This window comes from Micromonospora sp. NPDC005206 (assembly GCF_040608175.1).
GTDB lineage: Bacteria > Actinomycetota > Actinomycetes > Mycobacteriales > Micromonosporaceae > Micromonospora.
This window is the reverse complement of record NZ_JBEXHU010000024.1, coordinates 1-18,745: the sequence shown is the minus strand read 5'-3', so window position 1 is coordinate 18,745 and position 18,745 is coordinate 1. Positions and strand designations below refer to the sequence as shown.

At 67.1% G+C, this 18,745-nt stretch carries 20 protein-coding genes and 3 pseudogenes; 9 read left to right on the top strand and 14 right to left on the bottom strand.

Going from position 1 to position 18,745, the window contains the following annotated elements; translation table 11 throughout:
• Positions 1-10: 10 nt before the first annotated feature.
• From ABZU69_RS30320 to ABZU69_RS30300, 5 genes are all read right to left on the bottom strand, one after another.
• Positions 11-1,726, bottom strand: a complete 1,716-nt coding sequence (locus ABZU69_RS30320) for a hypothetical protein (protein ID WP_354967730.1) — start codon at positions 1,724-1,726, stop codon at positions 11-13.
• Positions 1,727-1,944: 218 nt separating this feature from the next.
• Positions 1,945-2,169, bottom strand: a complete 225-nt coding sequence (locus tag ABZU69_RS30315; protein WP_354967729.1) for a hypothetical protein — start codon at positions 2,167-2,169, stop codon at positions 1,945-1,947.
• Positions 2,170-2,205: 36 nt separating this feature from the next.
• A complete protein-coding gene (locus ABZU69_RS30310) occupies positions 2,206-2,478 on the bottom strand; it encodes a helix-turn-helix domain-containing protein (RefSeq protein WP_354967728.1) in 273 nt (90 codons plus the stop codon).
• A gap of 32 nt (positions 2,479-2,510) precedes the next feature.
• On the bottom strand, positions 2,511-2,882 hold the full coding sequence (locus ABZU69_RS30305; protein ID WP_354967727.1) for a type II toxin-antitoxin system RelE/ParE family toxin: 372 nt from the start codon (positions 2,880-2,882) through the stop codon (positions 2,511-2,513).
• Between the two features lie 78 nt (positions 2,883-2,960).
• Positions 2,961-3,248 carry a metal-dependent hydrolase gene (locus tag ABZU69_RS30300; protein WP_354967805.1) on the bottom strand — a complete coding sequence of 96 codons (288 nt, stop codon included), beginning with the start codon at positions 3,246-3,248 and terminating at the stop codon, positions 2,961-2,963.
• A 1,069-nt stretch (positions 3,249-4,317) separates the two neighbouring features.
• Here ABZU69_RS30300 and ABZU69_RS30295 point away from each other — a divergent pair.
• Positions 4,318-4,524: a hypothetical protein gene (locus ABZU69_RS30295; RefSeq protein WP_354967726.1), complete on the top strand. Its 207-nt coding sequence runs from the start codon at positions 4,318-4,320 to the stop codon at positions 4,522-4,524.
• A 201-nt stretch (positions 4,525-4,725) separates the two neighbouring features.
• Here ABZU69_RS30295 and ABZU69_RS30290 read toward each other — a convergent pair whose 3' ends face one another.
• The 3 genes from ABZU69_RS30290 to ABZU69_RS30280 all read right to left on the bottom strand — a co-directional run bounded on the left by ABZU69_RS30290 (position 4,726) and on the right by ABZU69_RS30280 (position 7,332).
• Positions 4,726-5,196 (bottom strand): carboxymuconolactone decarboxylase family protein, encoded by a 471-nt coding sequence (locus ABZU69_RS30290; RefSeq protein WP_354967725.1) that lies wholly within the window; start codon positions 5,194-5,196, stop codon positions 4,726-4,728.
• A gap of 536 nt (positions 5,197-5,732) precedes the next feature.
• Positions 5,733-6,335, bottom strand: coding sequence for an AfsR/SARP family transcriptional regulator (locus tag ABZU69_RS30285; RefSeq protein ID WP_354967724.1), 603 nt, complete (start codon positions 6,333-6,335; stop codon positions 5,733-5,735).
• Between the two features lie 517 nt (positions 6,336-6,852).
• Positions 6,853-7,332, bottom strand: a complete 480-nt coding sequence (locus tag ABZU69_RS30280; RefSeq protein WP_354967723.1) for a nuclear transport factor 2 family protein — start codon at positions 7,330-7,332, stop codon at positions 6,853-6,855.
• 232 nt (positions 7,333-7,564) lie between these two features.
• Between ABZU69_RS30280 and ABZU69_RS30275 the strand changes: the two genes are divergently transcribed.
• Positions 7,565-7,984: a hypothetical protein gene (locus ABZU69_RS30275; RefSeq protein ID WP_354967722.1), complete on the top strand. Its 420-nt coding sequence runs from the start codon at positions 7,565-7,567 to the stop codon at positions 7,982-7,984.
• A 5-nt stretch (positions 7,985-7,989) separates the two neighbouring features.
• Positions 7,990-9,031 (top strand): annotated as a pseudogene (locus ABZU69_RS30270) (IS3 family transposase).
• Positions 9,032-9,066: 35 nt separating this feature from the next.
• Here the strand turns inward: ABZU69_RS30270 and ABZU69_RS30265 are convergent.
• Positions 9,067-9,447, bottom strand: coding sequence for a helix-turn-helix domain-containing protein (locus ABZU69_RS30265; RefSeq protein WP_354967721.1), 381 nt, complete (start codon positions 9,445-9,447; stop codon positions 9,067-9,069).
• A 317-nt stretch (positions 9,448-9,764) separates the two neighbouring features.
• Between ABZU69_RS30265 and ABZU69_RS30260 the strand changes: the two genes are divergently transcribed.
• The 4 genes from ABZU69_RS30260 to ABZU69_RS30245 are packed head-to-tail and all read left to right on the top strand — an operon-like array spanning position 9,765 to position 12,438.
• Positions 9,765-10,571: a nitronate monooxygenase gene (locus tag ABZU69_RS30260; RefSeq protein WP_354967720.1), complete on the top strand. Its 807-nt coding sequence runs from the start codon at positions 9,765-9,767 to the stop codon at positions 10,569-10,571.
• A gap of 17 nt (positions 10,572-10,588) precedes the next feature.
• Positions 10,589-11,524, top strand: a complete 936-nt coding sequence (nadC, locus tag ABZU69_RS30255; RefSeq protein ID WP_354967719.1) for a carboxylating nicotinate-nucleotide diphosphorylase — start codon at positions 10,589-10,591, stop codon at positions 11,522-11,524.
• A gap of 54 nt (positions 11,525-11,578) precedes the next feature.
• Entirely contained in the window at positions 11,579-11,986 is a 408-nt protein-coding gene (locus tag ABZU69_RS30250) for a nuclear transport factor 2 family protein (RefSeq protein ID WP_354967718.1), read from the top strand.
• Positions 11,987-12,003: 17 nt separating this feature from the next.
• Complete coding sequence (locus tag ABZU69_RS30245; protein WP_354967717.1) at positions 12,004-12,438, top strand: PaaI family thioesterase; 435 nt, start codon at positions 12,004-12,006, stop codon at positions 12,436-12,438.
• A gap of 6 nt (positions 12,439-12,444) precedes the next feature.
• Here ABZU69_RS30245 and ABZU69_RS30240 read toward each other — a convergent pair whose 3' ends face one another.
• Positions 12,445-12,873 carry an isoprenylcysteine carboxylmethyltransferase family protein gene (locus ABZU69_RS30240; protein WP_354967716.1) on the bottom strand — a complete coding sequence of 143 codons (429 nt, stop codon included), beginning with the start codon at positions 12,871-12,873 and terminating at the stop codon, positions 12,445-12,447.
• A gap of 206 nt (positions 12,874-13,079) precedes the next feature.
• Positions 13,080-14,369, bottom strand: coding sequence for an NAD(P)/FAD-dependent oxidoreductase (locus ABZU69_RS30235; protein ID WP_354967715.1), 1,290 nt, complete (start codon positions 14,367-14,369; stop codon positions 13,080-13,082).
• 292 nt (positions 14,370-14,661) lie between these two features.
• Here ABZU69_RS30235 and ABZU69_RS30230 point away from each other — a divergent pair.
• Positions 14,662-15,391 (top strand): annotated as a pseudogene (locus ABZU69_RS30230) (SDR family oxidoreductase).
• A 183-nt stretch (positions 15,392-15,574) separates the two neighbouring features.
• Here ABZU69_RS30230 and ABZU69_RS30225 read toward each other — a convergent pair.
• Positions 15,575-15,859 carry a GNAT family N-acetyltransferase gene (locus ABZU69_RS30225; RefSeq protein WP_354967804.1) on the bottom strand — a complete coding sequence of 95 codons (285 nt, stop codon included), beginning with the start codon at positions 15,857-15,859 and terminating at the stop codon, positions 15,575-15,577.
• Between the two features lie 332 nt (positions 15,860-16,191).
• Between ABZU69_RS30225 and ABZU69_RS30220 the strand changes: the two are divergent.
• A pseudogene (locus ABZU69_RS30220) lies at positions 16,192-16,320 on the top strand (transposase); the annotation flags it as partial.
• Positions 16,321-16,426: 106 nt separating this feature from the next.
• On the opposite strand, the gene ABZU69_RS30215 reads toward ABZU69_RS30220, so the two are convergent.
• Both ABZU69_RS30215 and ltrA read right to left on the bottom strand, forming a co-directional pair.
• Positions 16,427-16,918, bottom strand: a complete 492-nt coding sequence (locus ABZU69_RS30215; RefSeq protein WP_354967714.1) for a hypothetical protein — start codon at positions 16,916-16,918, stop codon at positions 16,427-16,429.
• Between the two features lie 220 nt (positions 16,919-17,138).
• A complete protein-coding gene (gene ltrA, locus ABZU69_RS30210) occupies positions 17,139-18,608 on the bottom strand; it encodes a group II intron reverse transcriptase/maturase (RefSeq protein ID WP_354967713.1) in 1,470 nt (489 codons plus the stop codon).
• Positions 18,609-18,745 lie beyond the last annotated feature (137 nt).

Sequence of the window (18,745 nt, the reverse complement as noted above, 5' to 3'; positions counted from 1 at the left end):
GGTCTTTCGCTCACCGCAGCGGTGTTCCGCGCTTCTCCCACGCCCGATTCATCAGTGCGTCGACGGCGCGGTCGGCCCGCGCGTCGTCGACACGAACGACCTTGCGGTAAGCCTCGCCCAGTTGACTGCTGAAGCTGTCGACCCAGGCCGCACATTCCACAGCTACGATGAAGATCATCGCGGCCAGTGCGTGGGTGCGGCCGGTGTACTGCGCTTCTTCATCTGCCTCGGCGTTGGCTTGAAGCGCGACGAGTGCACCACGCGCGACGTTCCAATTCGTCCTTGTCGACCCGTGCGCGAACTCGCCGAGGGCCCGGTTCAACAGGTTCAGGCGCTTCCAGCCAGCGCCCTCTATCCAGTCGCGAGGGGTGGACTTCGGGCTCGCTTCAATCCTGACAGCGCGATCCGGCCTCAGCCGCCAGGTGCGTGCTCGTGCCACCTGTTCGATCACGCACCGCAGGCAGCCCATGCCACGGTCGTCGTCTTCGAGCCACAGCCACTGTGCTGATCGCAGGCCAGATGCGCAGACCGCGAATGCGTCTGCCGCTGAGCGCTTTGCGGGGTCCTGACGCAGCCACAGGGCGAGCATCGCTGCCATCTCGCCAGCCAGCACAGCCTCGGTTGCAAGGTCCTGGATGCCCTTTTCATCAAACCGGTCACCACGCACCTCCCGCTCCATCTTCTGGGCGTGCTCGGCGAGTATGAGCGCCCGGAACCGCTGAGCGCCGAAGCTCAGGACCGGCCACAGTTCCGATGGCGCATCGGGGCGCTGACCGGCGCGCAGCGCGGAGACCACACGCCGGTGTTCGGAGGCGGTCGCACCGAGCACGCCCTCGACGCCCCGGAAGTGATCCGGCAGCAGAGGGAACAGGAAGGCTCGAAGGTCGGGCACCCAGCTTCGGGCTGGCGAGACGAGCCGAACCATGTTGACCATCTGGGCCCGATAGCCCCAGCCCCTTGCTTCGGCAACGGTCGCGAGGCACCTGCGGATGTGGCTGAGGCTGACCACCAGTGAATCGCTGATGGTGTCGAGGAGCCTGACGTGTTCGCTCGAAGGGGTATCGGTGACGTCGGCGATATCAAGCCACACGAGCGGCATCAGCCGGCCGCGTCCATGCAGCAGCTCGCTGACATCAGCGAACAGATCGCCCACCGGGGTTGCGACTCCGTCTGGCCAGACCACCGGCGCGCTCCACAGCCGGTTGAGCCAGGCGACGGTGGTCTCGCCCGACTCCTGGCGGATCAGGCTGTTGAATTCGAGATTCGACGACCAGCGCTCCAGTTGGGTCCGGGCGATAATGCTCGCACCGACCGGCTGCAGACTCATCATCAGACGCACCGCCGCGGCGATGCTGTCCAGCCCCCACGCCAGGTGGTCTTCCCAGGCCGGGCCTGAATGAATGGGCGCACGCCCTGGGTGCGCCCCCAGTTCTTCAGCAGCCAGCGCCAACGGCAGGTAGCTCGCAAGCAGCGGCAGGCCGATGCATTGCATCGTGTGACCGACCTCGGCCATACGTTCCATGCGCTGGTTGTGCCGCGAGATCAATGCCTCGGCAACGCCGTCGTGACCACGGTCGTGCAGCGCGGCCTCGAAACCTGCAACGGTCGGTGGAACGCTACGTCCGCGCCGCTCAGCCCTGCCGCCAACCTTCAGCGACGCCCGTTGGGCGGCGCGGCGGGCCGCTCGCGGACGAACACGCTGCCGACCCCGTCCCTGGCTCACCACGACGATACACCCCACCGGGTTCCGGGCCGGCATCTCGTCAACCGCCGTCCGCGTCAAAACCATAGACAACAGTGGGTGTCTCACCAAGCCAATATCGCCACGTCGTGCCCGCCGGGCACCGCACACGACAAAGGGGCGCCGCCTGAGCAGCGCCCCTTTCGTTCTGCCTTCGCCCTGGGTCACTTCAGGGCAAGCCGCCCGCTGAGGGTAGGCCTCGCTCAGGCCGCGCGGTCGACGCCGATCGAGACAACCGTCTCGTCGCAGCGTGTGCACCGCAGGCCGTACCGGTCGGTGACCTCGGCGCTACCGACCAACATCGTGGGGTGCTCGGCGTGCCCACGCTCGGCGGCGAGCCGGTTCAGCCGTCGCCAGAATGGCGTGCTGCCGAACGTGCTGGCCGGCTCAATGAGCGGGGCCGAGGGCTCCGCGCGTTGCCGCTGCATCCCTCGGCACCCCCTTTTGTCAGCCGTCGTGGTGGTTCAGCTCAAAGCGAGCCGTTCGCCCTCAAAGTCCGCGACGATCTCGAGCTTCCCGCCGAGGGCAGACACGTACCGCTCGATCGTGCCGACCTCGGCCGCCGGCAGCTCGCCCTTCTCGATCGCGGCAACCCGGGGCTGCGAGACGTGCATCCGCGCGGCGACATCCTGCTGCGTGAGGCCGCGGCTCTCACGCATCTCCTTGAGGCGGTACGCACGCACCTCGTTGCGCATCTGCTCGGCGAGCTCGTCGACCTTCGCCTCGTCGAGGTTCATGCGGGAGCGCACTTCCTGCCAACTACGTGCCATCAGCTTGGTCCTTTCAGCTCTCGCAGGTGTTCGGCGAACAGTCGGTCGGCTTCCAGAATGCTGGTCTCGTACCAACCCTTCCAGTTGCCGGATTTGTCGCCTGCCACCAGCAGGATGACTTCCCGCTGAGGGTCGAAGGCGAACAGGATGCGGATCTCGGTCTTTCCTGCCGAGCCCGGCCGCAGCTCCTTCATGTTCTTGTAGTCGGAGTTCTTGACGCGGTCGACGAGGGGACGCCCCAGTGTGGGACCCTCCTCGCTGAGGACCTTGATGGCCGCGGCCACCTGGTGCGCAGAATCCGGATCGTCCTTTTCCAGGCGGATCAGCCAGTCCTCAACCCCATCACTGAGGTTGATCTGCCAGCCGCTCACAGGGCCACTATAGCGCACGTATCACTCCTGCGTTATAACGATCGCTTTCCTCGGAATGCGACACACGGATCGTCTTCATCACATCGCCAGCGCATACGCGCATCCGGCGCCTGCGAGGAACAGCAGCGCAACAGCCACCCGCTCCCCCATCCCGCCGGTGGTGAACCGGATGGCGCGAGGGCTGCCGACGCTGCGCCAGCGGCAGCCGCGGATGCGCAGCGGCCACCACAGCGGCGAGCCGCTGCGAGTGAGCGAGTCACCCAGGGAGTGGGTGAAGGTGCCCAGGCCAGCGGCCGCCCCGACCCACCACCACGAACCGCCGGGCACCAGGGCGTCGACGCAGATCAGCGCCAGGCCGGTCAGCAGCAGCGAGCCGAGGGTGGCGGCGAAGCGGTGCGCGCCGCGGCCGAGCCGCCGGAATCACACGACTCGTGCTCAGAGGGTTGGCGCTGACGGCGCTGGCCCTCGGCGCATGGGCCGCTGCCGACTCGGCGGACCCTGGAACCGCCCGAGCCAACGACCGCCCTCCACCGGTAGTCACGGGTCTACTCGGTGGCGTCGGCGAGACGCTGGACGCGCTGCTTCCGAACGCCCCGCTGCGCGACGCGATCACGCCAGGGCCCAGGCCGAAACCGCAGCTGCTCAACCCGGACCGGCCGAGACAGGAACGCCCGCTGCTGCTGGACCGCCCCGACGCGAGGCCGGAACCGCGGCCACAGCCGCACCCCGGGCCGAAGCCGGCCGAGGTGCTGAAGCCGGCACCCGTTGCGAACGGCGGCACACCCAAACCCGCGCGTCGCACCGTCGATGGCGCGGGGTCTGTCGTACTCCGCGTCGGGCCACAACTGGACCCCGTCGTGGAGGCGCTGCTCGCGCTGCCGCTCATCGACCCCGTCGACGACCTTTGTTGGCACACGGCCACGCTGCCCGGCAGCGTCGTCGAGCCCGGTCTGACGGACGCGCTCACGCCGATACTCACGCCCCTGGGCCTCGGCGAGAGCTCGATCGTCTCCGTCCCTGCTGCGCCGCCCCGCGCCGCGCCGGCAACCGCCGTTGCGCGAGCCCCCACCGGCGCCACGCCCGACAGGCGTGCAGCGGTTGAGGAACGCGCCGCCGGCCATACGCGAGCGGGCACGCCAGCGCGCGTGCCTTACAACGAGCGCCCCAGCACGACCGTCTCACCCGACCCTCTGCCGCCCCGACCCACGGCGGCGCCACGAGTGGAGTCGGGCGGGGCGCACACGCCGCCCGGCTGGGTCGGCGCGGGCGCCCCGGTGGTCGCGCCCGAGGCCGCCGCTCTGCCGGCCGTCAGTACGCCCCAGGACGGTGAGACCCGGTGGAGGCCCCGACCGGCAACCCGACCCGCGTAACTCCTCCTCCGGCCGCTTCGCGCGGCCCATGCCGCCGCGCACCCCGATGGCGCGACGGCGGGGAGGTGCTGCGCACCTCCAACCCGGTCACCCCTTGGTTGGAGAACAAGAAGATGAGGATGCGGACCACCACGAAGCTCTGGATCACCGGCACCCTGAGCTGGACGTTCGCGCTCAGCCTGTTCGCCTTCACGCTGGGGACAATGGTCGCCGGCAAGGTAGCTCCACCCGGGGCGTACAGCCTGATCTCCGCTAGACCATCCGCGCCGTGACCGGCCTGGCCAACGACCGCGCCGCCTCCCGATGAAACCCAACCCAACACCCATCACAAGTGATCTCCAGGTCGTAAGGGCAAAGGTCCTCCTGCAGAGTCTTCGGCGAAATCGCGCTCACGAAGCTGGACAGCCAGCCCGCTGCCAGCTTTCCGCTCTGTCCGGAGGTGTTGCTGCGCCCCGTCCGACCCCAGCCCAGCGCTACCCGCGGCGGCTCGGCATGAGCCGGGCAGAGACGGCGATGCGGTTCCAGGCGTTGATGACGGTGGCCGCCATGATCAGATTCCCGACCTCGTCGTCGCTGAATGCCGCCCTGGCGGCCTCGAAGACTTCGTCCGGCACGTGGCCCTCATGCAGCGACGTAACAGCTTCGGTGAGGGCTAGTGCTGCCCGTTCCCGCTCGGTGAAGAAGGGCGCTTCACGCCATGCGTCCAGCACATACAGGCGCTGCTCCGTCTCCCCGAGTCGCCGCGCCGCCGCGGAGTGCATATCGAGGCAGTAGGCGCAGCCGTTCACCTGAGACGCACGCATCTGCACGAGAAGAAGGATCTCCGGCTCGATGCCGGCCTTCCGCGCCGACGTCTCGACCGTTTGGGCGAACGCTCGCATCGAGGCGTACCCGTCGGGCGCGATCGAACTCAGGTTCAGGCGTGGCGTCGGGGATGTCGACATTGGTTCCTCTCCCTTGTTATCGGTTACGTCCTTGTATCGAGCAAGCAGGCAGCAACGTCGTTCTGACGGACGGCCAAGGCAGTTCACGGAAACGAGATCGGCCGGCACATAGCGCCCGAACATCATGGCCGGTGATGCGAATGATGTGGTCCAGCAGCGTGGGCGAGGTGGCCTCGACCGTCTTATCTACCGGCACCCAGGCGGCGCGGGCGAAGATCGCCCGGACGCACGTGTTGTCACCTTCGTGGCACCGTTCCTCTAGCATGGTGCCCAGCGCGAGACATCGGTCGCGTCAACCGGAGGCAGCGGTGCGACATCAACAGCAGGGCTGGCAAAAGTTTCACGTCGCGCTCCCATCGCATTGACCGATGGGCCGATGTCTCCGGCGCAATCGGGTCGTACATACCCGGGTACGGCATCTGCTCCTAGCCAAGATCGTGGTGGCATGGATTTTTCGCACCAATCGCCCGGAAGGCCATCTGGTGGTGTGGACACCGCGCCAACTGCCCGACGAGCTACGCACCGTTGGCAAGCTTCTAGCGTTCGACTCGACCTGGCGCGCCGTCGACGCCCCACCCGAAGGCGAGCCATCGCCCCGTGCGGACGAGTTGTTCGTCCGCGCGCAGCACAGCCTCGTGGAGGCGCTGGAGGTTCGGGCCCGGCTGCACGCCGAGCTGTTCCATGAGCAGCGACCGCGCGCAACGGAAGGCGTGCAGCGCCTCGGCCTGCCGTCCGGCCCGGTAAAGCGCCAACATCAGCAGGGCGTGAAAACCTTCGCGGTAGGGGTGCGCGGCCGCGAGCCCTGCCAGCTCGGCAGTCAGCTCAGAGTGACGGCCCAGGTCGAGATCGAGCTGGATCCGCCTTTCCAGCGCAACCAGGCGCCGCTCCTCGATGCGCTCCCCAGCAGCCTGCAGGTACGGGGTCGGCAGCCCGTCGAGCGCGGGTCCGCGCCCGAGCGCTAAGGCGTCGTTGAGGGTGCTGCTGGCCTCGACCAGCCGGCCGTCTGCCGCTAGTGCGTCAGCGCGGGCTAGATCCTTGTCTAACCGATGGAGGTCGAGCTGCCCGTCGGACAAGACGATGAGGTAGCCCGACCCTTTCGTGGCGATCAGATCGGCGCCCAGGCCAGCCTCGCGTAGCACGCGGCGCAGACCCGATACTCGGTTCTGTACCTGAAACCGGGCACTAGACGGCGGGTTTCGCCCCAAGCTGCGTCAACGAGCTGGTCCATCGGAGCCACCCGGTTGGCCTGCAAGAGCAGCGCCGCGAGGACACAGCGGCTGCGCGTGCCTGCGATGGCCACCTCGCCCAGGTCGGTGCGTACCTCGAGAGGACCGAGAAGCCGGAACTGGGTAGGCCGCCCAGCCCTTGGAGGGTCGGTCAGCATCTTGGTGCGCACATAGCGCGGACGATAACGAGTGTCCACACACTCAACACGATATGCCGAGTCATTCTCACTGCCTTCTTTCTGGTCGAACCCACCGCTGTAGGTGGCCACTGTTACCGGTTGGACCGGTGCGTTCCGGCCGCCGGTCAGTCGCGGTGGCGGGACGTCGAGCCGGGACCGTGACGCCGGTGTGGCAAAGGTCGCGCGCGGCTCGCGTCCTATATAGATCGTCCGAACGCGGTGCCGTGCTGTGCTGACCGTCATGGCCACCGTCACTCCCGCCCCTGCGAGTAGGCAGGCCCGCTATCCGCGGCATCACCCTTGTGGCGTTCAGGATCCCCTACGCTGGTAGCCGACTGGTCCAGCGCGGCGGCCCACCGGGCGGTGTCCGTGACCTGCCGGAGGCCGGACACTCGGCCGTCGAGGACCGTCCACACATGGGCGAACCACGCCTCGAACACGCGACCAGTGCCGCGCGCGACACCGCGGTAGGTGCCCAGGGTCACGACTGTGCCAGTCCCGACCTGCAGGTGCTCCTCCGGTACCGCGACCACGTCGAAGTGACGGTACGTTTCCACCCATATCCGCGACAGCCACTCCTGCGGTCCGTAGGCCACCCGCCCGCCAACATGCGGCAGACCCGGACACGTGAGCCCCACGCACGCCGGATGCAACAAACCGACAGCGGCATCCGTGTCCCGCCGCCGCAGCGCGTCGTACAACTGCTCCACGAGCATCCCAGCCAACAGCATGACCCGGCCCCTCCAGGATCTGCACCTAGCTGCTTTGGTATTCGAAGCAGCCGCCTCGATGGTAATGCGTCGGAAAACGAAGCGCAAGATGCGAAAGGAGTGGCCGGACGCCACCGTGCGGCGCCGTTTGGTCACACCACACGGTGCCGCACGTCCACCGCTGAGCAGAAGGCAAGCACCCGAGAACGTCATCCAACGGGCGAGGGCTGACCGGGAGGATCGAGGAACCAAGGTGTCACAACGCGAGCGGCTGATCGACTACTGGGACGACCGGGCTTTAAGTTACGAGCAGAAGATGGCCTCTCGAAAGCGCCTCGGCCGACAGGCCGGCCTCGGCGCCGTAGGCGGCGGCCGCGGCCTCCCCAATCGCTGTGCCGACCAGGAACTGGCGCGGGGCCAGGGCGACGAACCGGATCCCGAGCTTGCGGGCGTGGGCGGCGCGCCGGAGGTAGCCGGCCAGGAACATCTGCATCCGCTTGGCGCCCGCGTAGCGCGGGATAAGGAGATCTCGCGGCTGCGTCAGCGGGTCGAGCGTCTGGAAGCGGACCTGGGCAAGGCCAGGACGGTGATCGACGTGCAGGGAAAACTCTCCGCGCTGCTGGGTCAACTCGCGACCGACAGCCCGCCGACCGGGAGCGAGCCCACCTCATGACCGCGTTGGTCGATGACGCGATCGCGGAGCTGGAGCCGTTGATCGGGACCAGGGCGGCGTGCCGCGCGACCGGCCGTGCGCAGGCCAACCACTATCGCTGGCACCGGCAGTCGCCCAAGCCGACGGTAACGGCACGGCGTGAACGCCGGCCGTCGCCACGAGCACTCGACCAGCGTGAGCGCGACAGCGTGCGAGCGCTGCTCAACAGCCCCGGCTTCGGCGACAAGGCGCCCGCGGCGGTCTATCACGAGCTGCTCGACGAGGGTGTCTACCGTTGTTCGGTGTCGAGCATGTACCGGATCCTGCGCGCCCATGGCGAGGTGAGGGAACGCCGCGCGCAGGCGGCGCATCCAGCGCGGGTGAAACCGGAACTGCTTGCCACGAAACCGAATCAGGTCTGGTCGTGGGACATCACGAAGCTGCATGGCTCGGTGAAATGGTCGTACCACTACCTGTATGTGATCATCGACATCTATTCACGGTACGTGGTCGGCTGGATGATCGCCGAACGGGAATCGGCGGCGCTGGCGGAGAAGTTCCTCGCCGACACGGTCGTCAAGCAGGACGTGGACCGCGACACGTTGACCATCCACGCCGACAACGGCTCCTCGATGGCATCCAAACCGGTCGCGTTCCTCCTCGCCGACCTCGGTGTCACGAAAACGCACTCCAGACCGCATGTCAGTAACGACAATCCGTACTCCGAAGCGCAGTTCAAGACGTTGAAGTACCGGCCCGACTTCCCGCAGCGCTTCGGCAGCCTGCAAGACGCCCGCACGTTCTGCAAGACGTTCATGGCCTGGTACAACGACGAACACCGGCGCAGCGGGATCGGCTACCACACACCCTCAGACGTCCACCATAGACAAGCCGGCGACGTCCGCGAAGCCCGCGCCGAGGTCCTGGCCGCGGCCTACACCCGCAACCCCCGAACGGTTCGTGCGTAAACATCCCGAACCACCCGCGCTACCCGAACCCGCCTGGATCAACCAGCCACCCGCGCAGGAGACCAGCACCGAGCACCAGCCTCCATTAAAAATATCTTGAAAACGCCGCCTCAAAAATCTTGACACGTTCCGTCGTTAGAACGTGTCCGTCGTGCGTTTCAGGTCCTGCTCGGCGGACGAAGGGGCATCGGCGAACTCGGCAGCCCAGCGGTTGGACCAGCGAACAAGAGGGCGCAGGGCCTGGTAGGCGCCCTGGCCTAGCGCAGACAGGGCGTAGCTTGTGTCGGGCAACTGTTCGACAAGACGGGCGTCGAGCAGTTCGGCGAGCCGCTGCCGCAGGACGCTGGAGGACATGTTGTCGCAGCGTTGCTGCAGGGCGCGGAAGCCGAGTGCGCCCGCGCGCAGCTCCCACACGATGCGCAGGCTCCACCGCCGCCCGAAAAGGTCGAGCGCGGCCATCAAGGGACGACCGGTGCTGGATCCACGGACCTTGTGACCCGGCTTTGGCGTCGTCATGTGAGCCCTGCCACTCCTTGTCTCACCTTGCGCTTCGTTTTCCGACACACTACCGTCAAGACGCCTGCTTCGAAGATCAAAGCGCCAGTATCGGTGTTGGAGGTTGAACATGAGCCTGCTAGCAACGCCACTATGCCAGAAGCTGGGCATCGACGTTCCCATCTTCAGGCGCCGATCGGCTCTGCGGCCACGCCTGAGCTCGCTGCGGCAGTCGCCGATGCCGGCGGGCTCGGGATGTTGGCGCTGACCTGGCCACCGAGGCGGAGGCGGTGGATTGGGTGCGCCGAGTCAGACAGGCCACCAACCGGCCGTTCGGAGTGAACTTCGTCCTGGACTTCCCGATCACTGACACGTTGGCGGCATGTCTGGACGAGGGGGTCCCTGTCGTCTCCACCTTCTGGGGCGACCCGGCGACCGTCACCGGGCGCATCCACGCCGCCGGGGCGCTGCACCTGCATGTGGTGGGAAGTGTGGAGGAGGCCAGTCGGGCAGTCGACGCGGGTGTGGACATCGTCGTCGCACAGGGCTGGGAAGCCGGGGGCCATGTACGAGGCCAGGTCACGACGCTGGCGTTGGTGCCCGCGGTGGTGGACGCGGTGGACCCGGTACCCGTTATCGCTGCCGGCGGGATCGGCGACGGGCGGGGGTTGGCTGCTGTCCTGGCCCTTGGCGCGCAGGCGGGCTGGCTGGGGACACGGTTCCTCACCGCCGTCGAAGCGCTGACGCACGACATCCATCGTCGGCGAGTGATCGAAGCCGCCGCACAGGACGCGGTATACACCCGGTGCTTCGACGACAGATGGCCAAACGCCCCGCACCGCGCTATCCGGAACTCCACCCTGTCGCAATGGGAGGCCGCCGGCTCGCCCACGGCTCCACGCCGGCCCGGTGAAAACGAGATGGTAGCCACGGATACCAGTGGCCGTACCCGTCTGCGGTATGGGGTCGGGATGCCGTTGGCGGGGATGACCGGTGACACGGAGGCCATGCCCCTCTACGCCGGCCAGTCCGCCGGCCTGATTCGCGAGATCGCACCCGCCGCGCAGATCGTCACCGCGATAGCGATCCAAGCTGGCCAGATCATCGAAGCGTTGCGCCAGCGCCCGTCGACGACGGCCCGCTAGCACGAAAGGAAGACCAGGTGTTGAAAGCAACGTGCGCCACCAGCACCACGCCGGCATATGGTCCACCAAATTTCCCGACCGCGAGCGGTGAGGACGCCGTGCGTCGCGCCCTCGCTGAAGACGCCACCGCCGACGACATGACCACTCGATGGAGTGTCCCTCGCGGCACCTGGGCCCAGGCGCGGATTATCACCCGAGAGGCTGGCATCCTCGCTGGACTACCAGTCGTCACCGAGGTCTACCGCCAGGTAGACCCCGACGTGACAGTCACGACGGCCGTCGATGAGATGGCGAGCGTACGGGCCGGCGATGTTCTCGTCAGACTCGACGGCCCGGCACGCAGCATCATCACCGGCGAGCGAACAGCCCTGAACTTTCTGCAGCGCCTGTCCGGCATCGCCACCATGGCCCGTCACTTCGTCGATGCCGTGGGCGGCGTGCCGGCTCGCATCCTCGACACCCGCAAGACCGCCCCAGGCCTACGGACCCTCGACAAATATGCGGTCACTGCCGGAGGAGCGAGCAACCATCGCCTAAACCTCTCCGCGATGGTCCTACTCAAAGAAAACCACATCGAGGCAGCCGGCGGGATCACCGCCGCGATCGATGCCATCAGGGCAGGCATGACCGCCGAGGCGCGCCGCGTCCCCGTCGAAGTGGAGGTCCGCAACGTCGCCGAGGCCGAGGAGGCTCTCCGAGCCGGCGCAGATTGGATCATGCTCGACAACATGTCCCAGCATGACATCGCACACGTGGTCGCCCTGCGCGACAGGAGTGACCACCTGCACGTGAAACTGGAGGCCTCCGGCACCGTCACCATCGCGACCGTGCGCCGCATCGCGCAAACCGGCGTGGATGCCATCTCGATCGGAGCACTGACCCACAGTGTCCATGCTCTCGACCTGAGCCTACTGATATCGCCGACGGCCGCTCCACCTACCCGGCTCGGCTGAGGATGGACTCACCACCAGCCAGACAAGGAGACAGACCATTGGGCGGGTGCCGAGGTGCCTTCGGTCGAACTCAAGGTCGTTGGGCAGATGTACCGGGCCCTTCGTGACCGCGACGCCGCCGCGATCGTGGCTCTTTTGCACGAGGACTGCGTCGTGCGGACCGCACCAGGCCTGCCGTTCGCCGGAGGCAGCACGACGCATGGCCCTGCCGAAGCGCTGGAACTCGTCTGGGCTGAGATTGATCGACACCTCTCGGTATGGCCGGATGTCGAGAGATGCATCCCGGATTCGGCCGGGACGGTCGTGGGCGTCGGCGTCTACCGTGGCGAAGCACGAGCTACCGGCCAGCGGTTCGAGGCCTGGTTCGCACATCAATGGATCCTCGACGACGGACGAATTGCCGGGCTCAGGCAAATCACCGACACTGCTCAGTGGATCAGAGCGCCCGGATCGGCGCCGTGACACCCAGGAGGACCCCTGTGGAGGAGCTACTGGCGTTGGGACGTCGCATGCTGGCCGACCAGCCGTTCAGTTCGCTGATCGGCGCTAGTCTGAGCGAGTTGACGACCGGACATGCCGTCCTGCAAGTGCCGATCGTTGCCGGCCTGACACAGCAGGACGGTCACTTGCACGGGGGTGTGGTCAGCTATGCGGCGGACAACGCGTTGACGTTCGCCGGCGGCTCGGTGCTTGGCGCGGCTGTCCTGACGTCGGAGTTCAAGGTGAACTATCTGCGGCCGGCGCGTGGTGTCACCCTCGTCGCCCGCGCTCGGGCGGTTCACTGGACGCGGCGCCAGGCCGTGTGCGTTTGCGAGCTGTGGGCCGTTGACGATGCAGGCGTTGAGTCGCTGTGTGCCGTTGCGCAGGGAACGATCGTCAGGTCGACTAGAGCTGGCGGAGGGATCCACAGTTGAGTCTGCCTATGTGGGGCTGACGATGTCGTTGGCGCCGCGGCTCGTGTCGCCCGTCCATGGGTGCAGGCGTGGCAGCCAGGCCGGTACGGCCCACCGGTATTCCTCGTAGTCGGCTCCGAACCGGCGGACGAGTGACGGCTCCTCGTACCAGCGGATGAACGACGCCGTGGCGATCCAGAAGGCTGCCGCGTACAACAGGAGACTGATCCGGCCGAGTAGGAGTGTCTGACCGATGATGACAACCAGGAGCCCTACGTACATGGGGTTGCGAACGTATCGGTTGAATCCGTCGACCACCAGCCGTTCGGTGGGCGCCAGTGGCATCGGTGTGCCCCCTGCCAGGACGAACCGCGTGAACGCGTGTGCGGGCGGGATGAGCCCTGCGCAGATCAGCACGATTCCCACGAGTTGCGCGGCGATCCAATAGGGCGTCACTTCTTGCGTGTCCCAGCGGCGTGATGAGCCAGGGTCCCAGCCCGACGACGGTGCCCGGGACGGCTACGAAGAACGCCGCGCTGGTTAGTGCCGCCTTCGTCGTCTGCATGTCACGACTCCTCTTCGATGACGTCGATGCTCCGCGGGAGGGCAGAGGATCAGGTGTCCAGCATGTCTTTCGCCTGGGTCGTGTCCCTCCTTCAGACTCAGAGACCCCGGTACATGTTGTGGACAGCGGTTCGCGGGTGGTGACGCAGGGCAGCACTCGGTCGTTCGTGGAGCGTCGCGGCGGTGCGCGCTTCCGGCCTGAGTCCGAATGCTCCACCGGCTATGACTCGAAGCAGGTTCCCGGTGGACATGAAGTCCTGGATTGGGACGGTGCCGGCGAACATCCCGAGGAACCGTTCGATCTGCCGCGGACGTCCGTGCAATGTCCGCAGAAAGAGCCGTTCCCGAAGGCTGGGCGGACCGTACCTCGCCAGTGCGGTGGTGAATTCGTACAGGGGGATCGCCGCCGCGTCGCGCTGGGCGCCGTACGTCGCGAGCCTGTCGTTGGCGATCGCATCGGCAAGCAGTTCGGCGTCGCGGAGGGCATTGCTGATGCCATGAGCGGTGATGGGGTCCATGACAAGGCCGGCGTCGCCGACGAGCGCCCATCCCGGACCCTGTGGGACGCGGAGCGTGTTCGGTAGATCGGGTGTCGTCCGGATTCGCTCGACGCGGGTGCCTTCGCGGGCGAGCCAGCCGAGGTTGCCGCATCGGTCGAGGAGGCGGTAGAGGTTGCGCTCGACGTCCGCGCGATAGGCGCTAAAGCCTGCCAGGGGTGCAAACACGGCCAGGAGGAGGCGGTCGTCGTTTGTGGGAAAAGCGGCAGCGGCGACATCGGGACGCAGGTAGAAGCCGCCCGACGGTACTCTGACACCGGTGAAGTAGGCATAACTGGCGAAGCTCGCCGTCGGCCTCTCACGGTAGCGGCCGGCCCCGACGGCGTCGGCGATGGTGGAGTGTTTGCCGTCGGCGCCCACGACGAGCGGCGCCTTCTCGACCACGTCGGGACCGTTGCGCGCGCGACCGTAGATGCCTGTGATCCGGTCACCGTCTGATACGACGCCTGCGACGATGAAGCCTTCGCGGACCTCGGCTCCCGCATCGCGAGCCGCCTGCACGAGGATGGAGTCGAGAACGGTGCGGCGTGGGCTGATCAGCATGTCCACGCCCTCGTGCGCCGGGAAGCGGCCTTCCAGTACAGCCGCCGTCGTATCGAAACGGGCACGGCGGGTCGCCGGTGCGCCTGCCGCGAGGATCTTGTGGAGGAGACCCCAGCGGTGCAGGCGTGCCGTTCCCGCAACGTGCACCTGATGGGTGGAAATGGTGTCGCTGGGAAAGTGCGCCCGGTCCACGGCCAGCACGCGCAGGCCCTGGCGGGCCAGCAGCATAGCCGTGGCCGCGCCGGCGACCCGCGTGCCTACCACGATGACGTCCCATCTGCCTGTCATGCGCGTGCTCCTCCGACACAACTCATCCCTTGCCAACGTTCGTTGGCCTACGCGTGTTGACCCTACTACCGCAGGGGTGATCGGCCTCCGACAGCGGCGGGAGTGTGCCGCGCTCCACATCGGCCTTTGCTTGCGCGGCCCGCAGTTGCCGGTGCGAATTGATGAGCCATTGAGGACCGGAGGTCACGACCGTCATGATCGGCGATCGACGGCCGACACGAGGCGCGGCGCCAACGACATCGCCGTGTCGAGGATCGTTGACCCGGACCCTGCTCGACGAAGGGTTGGTCGCATGAGGCGAGTCACTATCGTTACCGGCGGATCGCGCGGCATCGGCACCGCCACCTGCCGTCGCCTGGCCACCGCTGGCCACGACGTCGCAGTCGGCTACCGCAGCGACCCGGCGGCCGCCGAGGTCGTCGTCGCGGACGTCCGCCCGGGCAAGTCCGCGGTGGCCATCGGCGTCGAGACCGCCGACGCCGGCTCGGTCCAGGCCCTATTCGACGGTACGGCGGCCGCGCTCGGACCGGTGACCGGCCTGGTGAACAACGCCGGGGTGGGCAGCCCGATCGGCGCGTTCGTCGACCTGGACGAGGCCGACCTGCGCCGGGTCGTGGACGTCAACGTGATCGGTGGCATCCTGCGCGCGGGAGACGGCCCGGCGGCTGGGACCGGGCGACGCCATCGTCAACATCTCCTCCGCCGCCTCGATGCTGGGCAGCTCGGGGGAGTACGTGCATTACGTGGCGAGCAACGTGGTCGCCGACCCGCTCACCATCGGGCTGTCCAAAGAGCTCGGCCCGGCGGGGATCCGGATCAACACCGTGTCCCCGGGCATCATCTACATCGAGTTCCACGCCACGCACAGCGGCGAGCCCGGTCGGCCTGACCGGCTCGGATCGTAGGTGCTGCTCGGCCGGTCCGGGCAGCCCGACGAGGTCGCCGCCGCGATCGTGTGGCTGATGAGCGACGAAGCGTCCTATGTTTCGGGAACCAACCTGCGGGTGGCGGGCGGACGCTAGAAAGCGCTCGATCCCTGGTAGAGCCGACCCGTACCGCCGCCCATCCCCGCTCAGACAGGTCCTGCCCGACGAACCCGCCCGCTCGATGACGGCGCCCATGCTGATCCTCCAAGCTCTGGTCGGGAACCGCGAATCCAAGATGCGACGGTTGCGGTGGGCTCCAGCTGGCCTCCGGAGGAACTGTCAGGACGTGTGCATGAGGTCGGTGGGCGGTTGAGGTGTCCACCGCATCCTAATCCTGATGTTGTTCGCGCCGTGTCGGTTAACGTTCTGGAAGCCGAGCCGCCGGTAGAGGGCGCGCGCGCCGTGATTGATGTCTAGAACGTCCAGCACGACGGGTAGGCCGCGGCCGGCGGCCTCGCGCAGCAGCTGACCGATGAGCTGGCTGCCCATGCCGCGACCTTGGTAGCCGGGATGGATCTCGACGCGTTCCAGGTAGGTCTCAGTGGGACGGTGCTCGACGATCATCACGCTGGCGTCGTGGCCGTTGACGGTGACGATCCGGGTGCGGGTGGGGTCGAGCCGCGCTCGTGGAATGCGTACTGGGTTTGTTCGTTCCAGCCCAGATGGCCCCAAAATACGCGCAGACCGCAGCGCGGTGGACGGTGTAACAGAATGGACTGTCCGTCGAAGCGGCTGGGCCAAGGCCGATGGTGTTCATGCCGCGGTGTTTGCGAGGCGTTCGAAGATATGACGGTTGACGAAGACGATGCCGGCGTGCACGAGCGCGCCGAGGCGGGGTGCCGTGACAGCGGGGCGGAGGTCCCAGGGCGGCTTCGCCCAAGCCCTACCCTCGTGAGTTCCGTGATGATGTTGTGCGGGTGGCCCGTGACCGTGATCCGGGCGTGACGGTCGAGCAGATCGCGAAGGACTTCGGAGTCCACCCGATCACGTTGTTCAAATGGCTGCGGCAGGCTGACGTTGACGCTGGAACCAAACCGGGTGTCAGCGGCAGCGAATCAGCCGAGCTGCGCGAGGCCCGCAAGCGATCAAGTTGCTGGAGCAGGAGAACGAGGTCCTGCGCCGGGCCGCTGCCTACTTGTCGCAGGCGAACCTGCCGGGAAAAGGCTCTACCCGCTCGTGAGCGAGCTGGCCGCCAACGGGATCCCCGTGGCGGTGACGTGCCGGGTATTGAACATCGCTCGTCAGCCCTACTACCGGTGGCTCGCCCGGCCCGTCGGCAACGCCGAACTCGTTGCCGCTTACCGCGCGAACGCCCTGGTGGACGCCCATCGCGATGACCCGGAGTTCGGGTACCGGTTCCTGGTCGATGAGGCCCGCACCGCCGGACAGGTGATGGCTGAGCGCACCGCGTGGAAGATCTGCTCGGATAATGGCTGGTGGAGTGCCTTCGGCAAGCGCAAGAGGCGCGGCAAGGGTGGCAAGGTCGGTCCGCCGGTGCATGACGACCTCGTGAAACGAGACTTCACCGCCGACGGGCCGAACCAGTTTTGGCTGGCCCCACGCCGCGCAGGCGCTGCAGATCCGCCGCCGCCGACGCCGCCTGGACCAGCCGAAACGCTTCACCACCGAAACCGTCTACGCCATCACCGACCTGCGCGTGCCACAAGCTACGCCCGCGCACCTGGCCGGCTGGGCCCGCAGCCACTGGTCGATCGAGAACAAGGTCCACTGGTGAGTCGGCCTGGGGCGCGGTGCCGGGATTACTCCCGGTCCGTTTCCCCAGGCCGCTCTCCGAACCCGGCGTGCCTGTCTCCAGGCACCGGGCTCTCCACGGTTGTTGCCGTCAGGCTGGTTGCGCCCGCCGGACCCAGGGGTTAGGGATCGCTGCGCCTCGATAGCGGTAACGGGTGACCGTGACCGCGGCGAGGTCGAACAATGCGATCCCGTCCGCCGCCAAGGGTTTCCACCGTCCTTGCCCGGTGGTGAACCGACGCCGGAACTGCGTCCACGTCCACCGGTGAAGCGTCCGCCACCACCGCACGACTCTGTTCCACACGAAGTGGGCCAGTTGCCGGAAGGTGTTCTTGGCGACCGCGTGCCGGAAGTACGTGGACCAGCCGCGCAGGATCTGCCCGAGGCGGATCAGCACGGCTGCCGGGTCCTGCTGTGATGTCCTGCGGGTCAGGGCACGGACCTTGCTCTTCAGCGACCGGATCGGCCGGCCGCCGATGAACGTGTACACGTGCCACTTCAACGACCCCCGTTTACGCCGCCACTGGATGCGGAAGCCGAGGAAATCGAACCCTTCGCTCATGTGGACTACGCGGGTCTTCTCCACCGACAGGCGGAGCCCGATCGTGGCCAACACCTTCGCGATGCTCTCGCGCAAAGCCTCGACGTCAGCCTTGACACCGTTTACCAGTACCGCGAAATCGTCTGCATAACGCACGATCCGCCAGTTCGGCAGCCCTCTTTGACGTCGATATCGGCGGCGGCCGTCGGTACTCATCGTCCCGCCCGGCTGCCACGGCAGATGGACATGCTCATCGAGCACGCTCAACGCGATGTTCGCCAGTAGCGGTGACAAGATCCCGCCCTGAGGTGTTCCGATAGCCGTGTCCTCAAGGTCGCCGAGCTCACTCAGCAGACCAGCCTTGAGGAACGCCTTCACCAACGCCAGTACCCGCTTGTCCTTGATCCTCGACCGGACCCGGTCCATCAAGGCGGTGTGATCGATCTCGTCGAAACACGCCTTGATGTCGGCGTCCAGCACCCACCGGTAGCTCTTGCTACCGAACAGGTGGATCTCAGCAATCGCGTCCTGCGCCCGCCGCCGAGGCCGGAAACCATACGAGACCGGCACGAAGTCGGCCTCGAAGATCGGCTCCAGCACCAGCTTCAGGGCCGCCTGGACAACTCGGTCCGCCACCGTCGGTATCCCGAGGCGGCGGACCTTTCCCGACCCTCCCGGCTTGGCGATGGTGCGTTCCCGCACCGGTAATGGCCGGAACGTCCCCGCCTTCAACTGGGAACGCAAGTCCTCCAGAAACCCAGGTGCGCCCATCTGCTCCTCCACATCGGCGACTGTCAGGCCGTCGACGCCGGGAGACCGGGCGCCCCGGTTGCCCGCGACCCGATCGAACGCCACGATCAGCGTCGCCGGGTCGTACACGAGATTGAACAGGTCATCGAACCGGCGGCCACGATCGGCCGCCGCCCAACGATGAAGCTTGGCCTGCATCTCCGATACCCTGGCGAACGGATACCACTGCTCACCAGGACCGCCGGGATTCCCCAGTGGATCTTTCGGCATTGCAGTCTCCTTCCCTTCCACAACCGCTGCCGTCCTTCCCCATGTGACCGGCTCTCCCGGCCTCGGAGTACTACGACGGCTCCGCCCCACCCCGATCCGATCGGTCGACAGTGGACCCAGCCCTTCCCACGCACAGG

Bases quoted from the DNA above. Each gene is read 5' to 3' on its own strand.
- ABZU69_RS30315 (WP_354967729.1), bottom strand. From the start codon at position 2,169: ATGCAGCGGCAACGCGCGGAGCCCTCGGCCCCGCTCATTGAGCCGGCC.
- ABZU69_RS30310 (WP_354967728.1), bottom strand. From the start codon at position 2,478: ATGAACCTCGACGAGGCGAAGGTCGACGAGCTCGCCGAGCAGATGCGC.
- ABZU69_RS30290 (WP_354967725.1), bottom strand. From the start codon at position 5,196: ATGTCGACATCCCCGACGCCACGCCTGAACCTGAGTTCGATCGCGCCC.
- ABZU69_RS30280 (WP_354967723.1), bottom strand. From the start codon at position 7,332: ATGCTGTTGGCTGGGATGCTCGTGGAGCAGTTGTACGACGCGCTGCGG.
- ABZU69_RS30265 (WP_354967721.1), bottom strand. From the start codon at position 9,447: ATGACGACGCCAAAGCCGGGTCACAAGGTCCGTGGATCCAGCACCGGT.
- ABZU69_RS30235 (WP_354967715.1), bottom strand. From the start codon at position 14,369: ATGACAGGCAGATGGGACGTCATCGTGGTAGGCACGCGGGTCGCCGGC.
- ABZU69_RS30225 (WP_354967804.1), bottom strand. From the start codon at position 15,859: ATGATCGTCGAGCACCGTCCCACTGAGACCTACCTGGAACGCGTCGAG.
- ltrA (WP_354967713.1), bottom strand. From the start codon at position 18,608: ATGCCGAAAGATCCACTGGGGAATCCCGGCGGTCCTGGTGAGCAGTGG.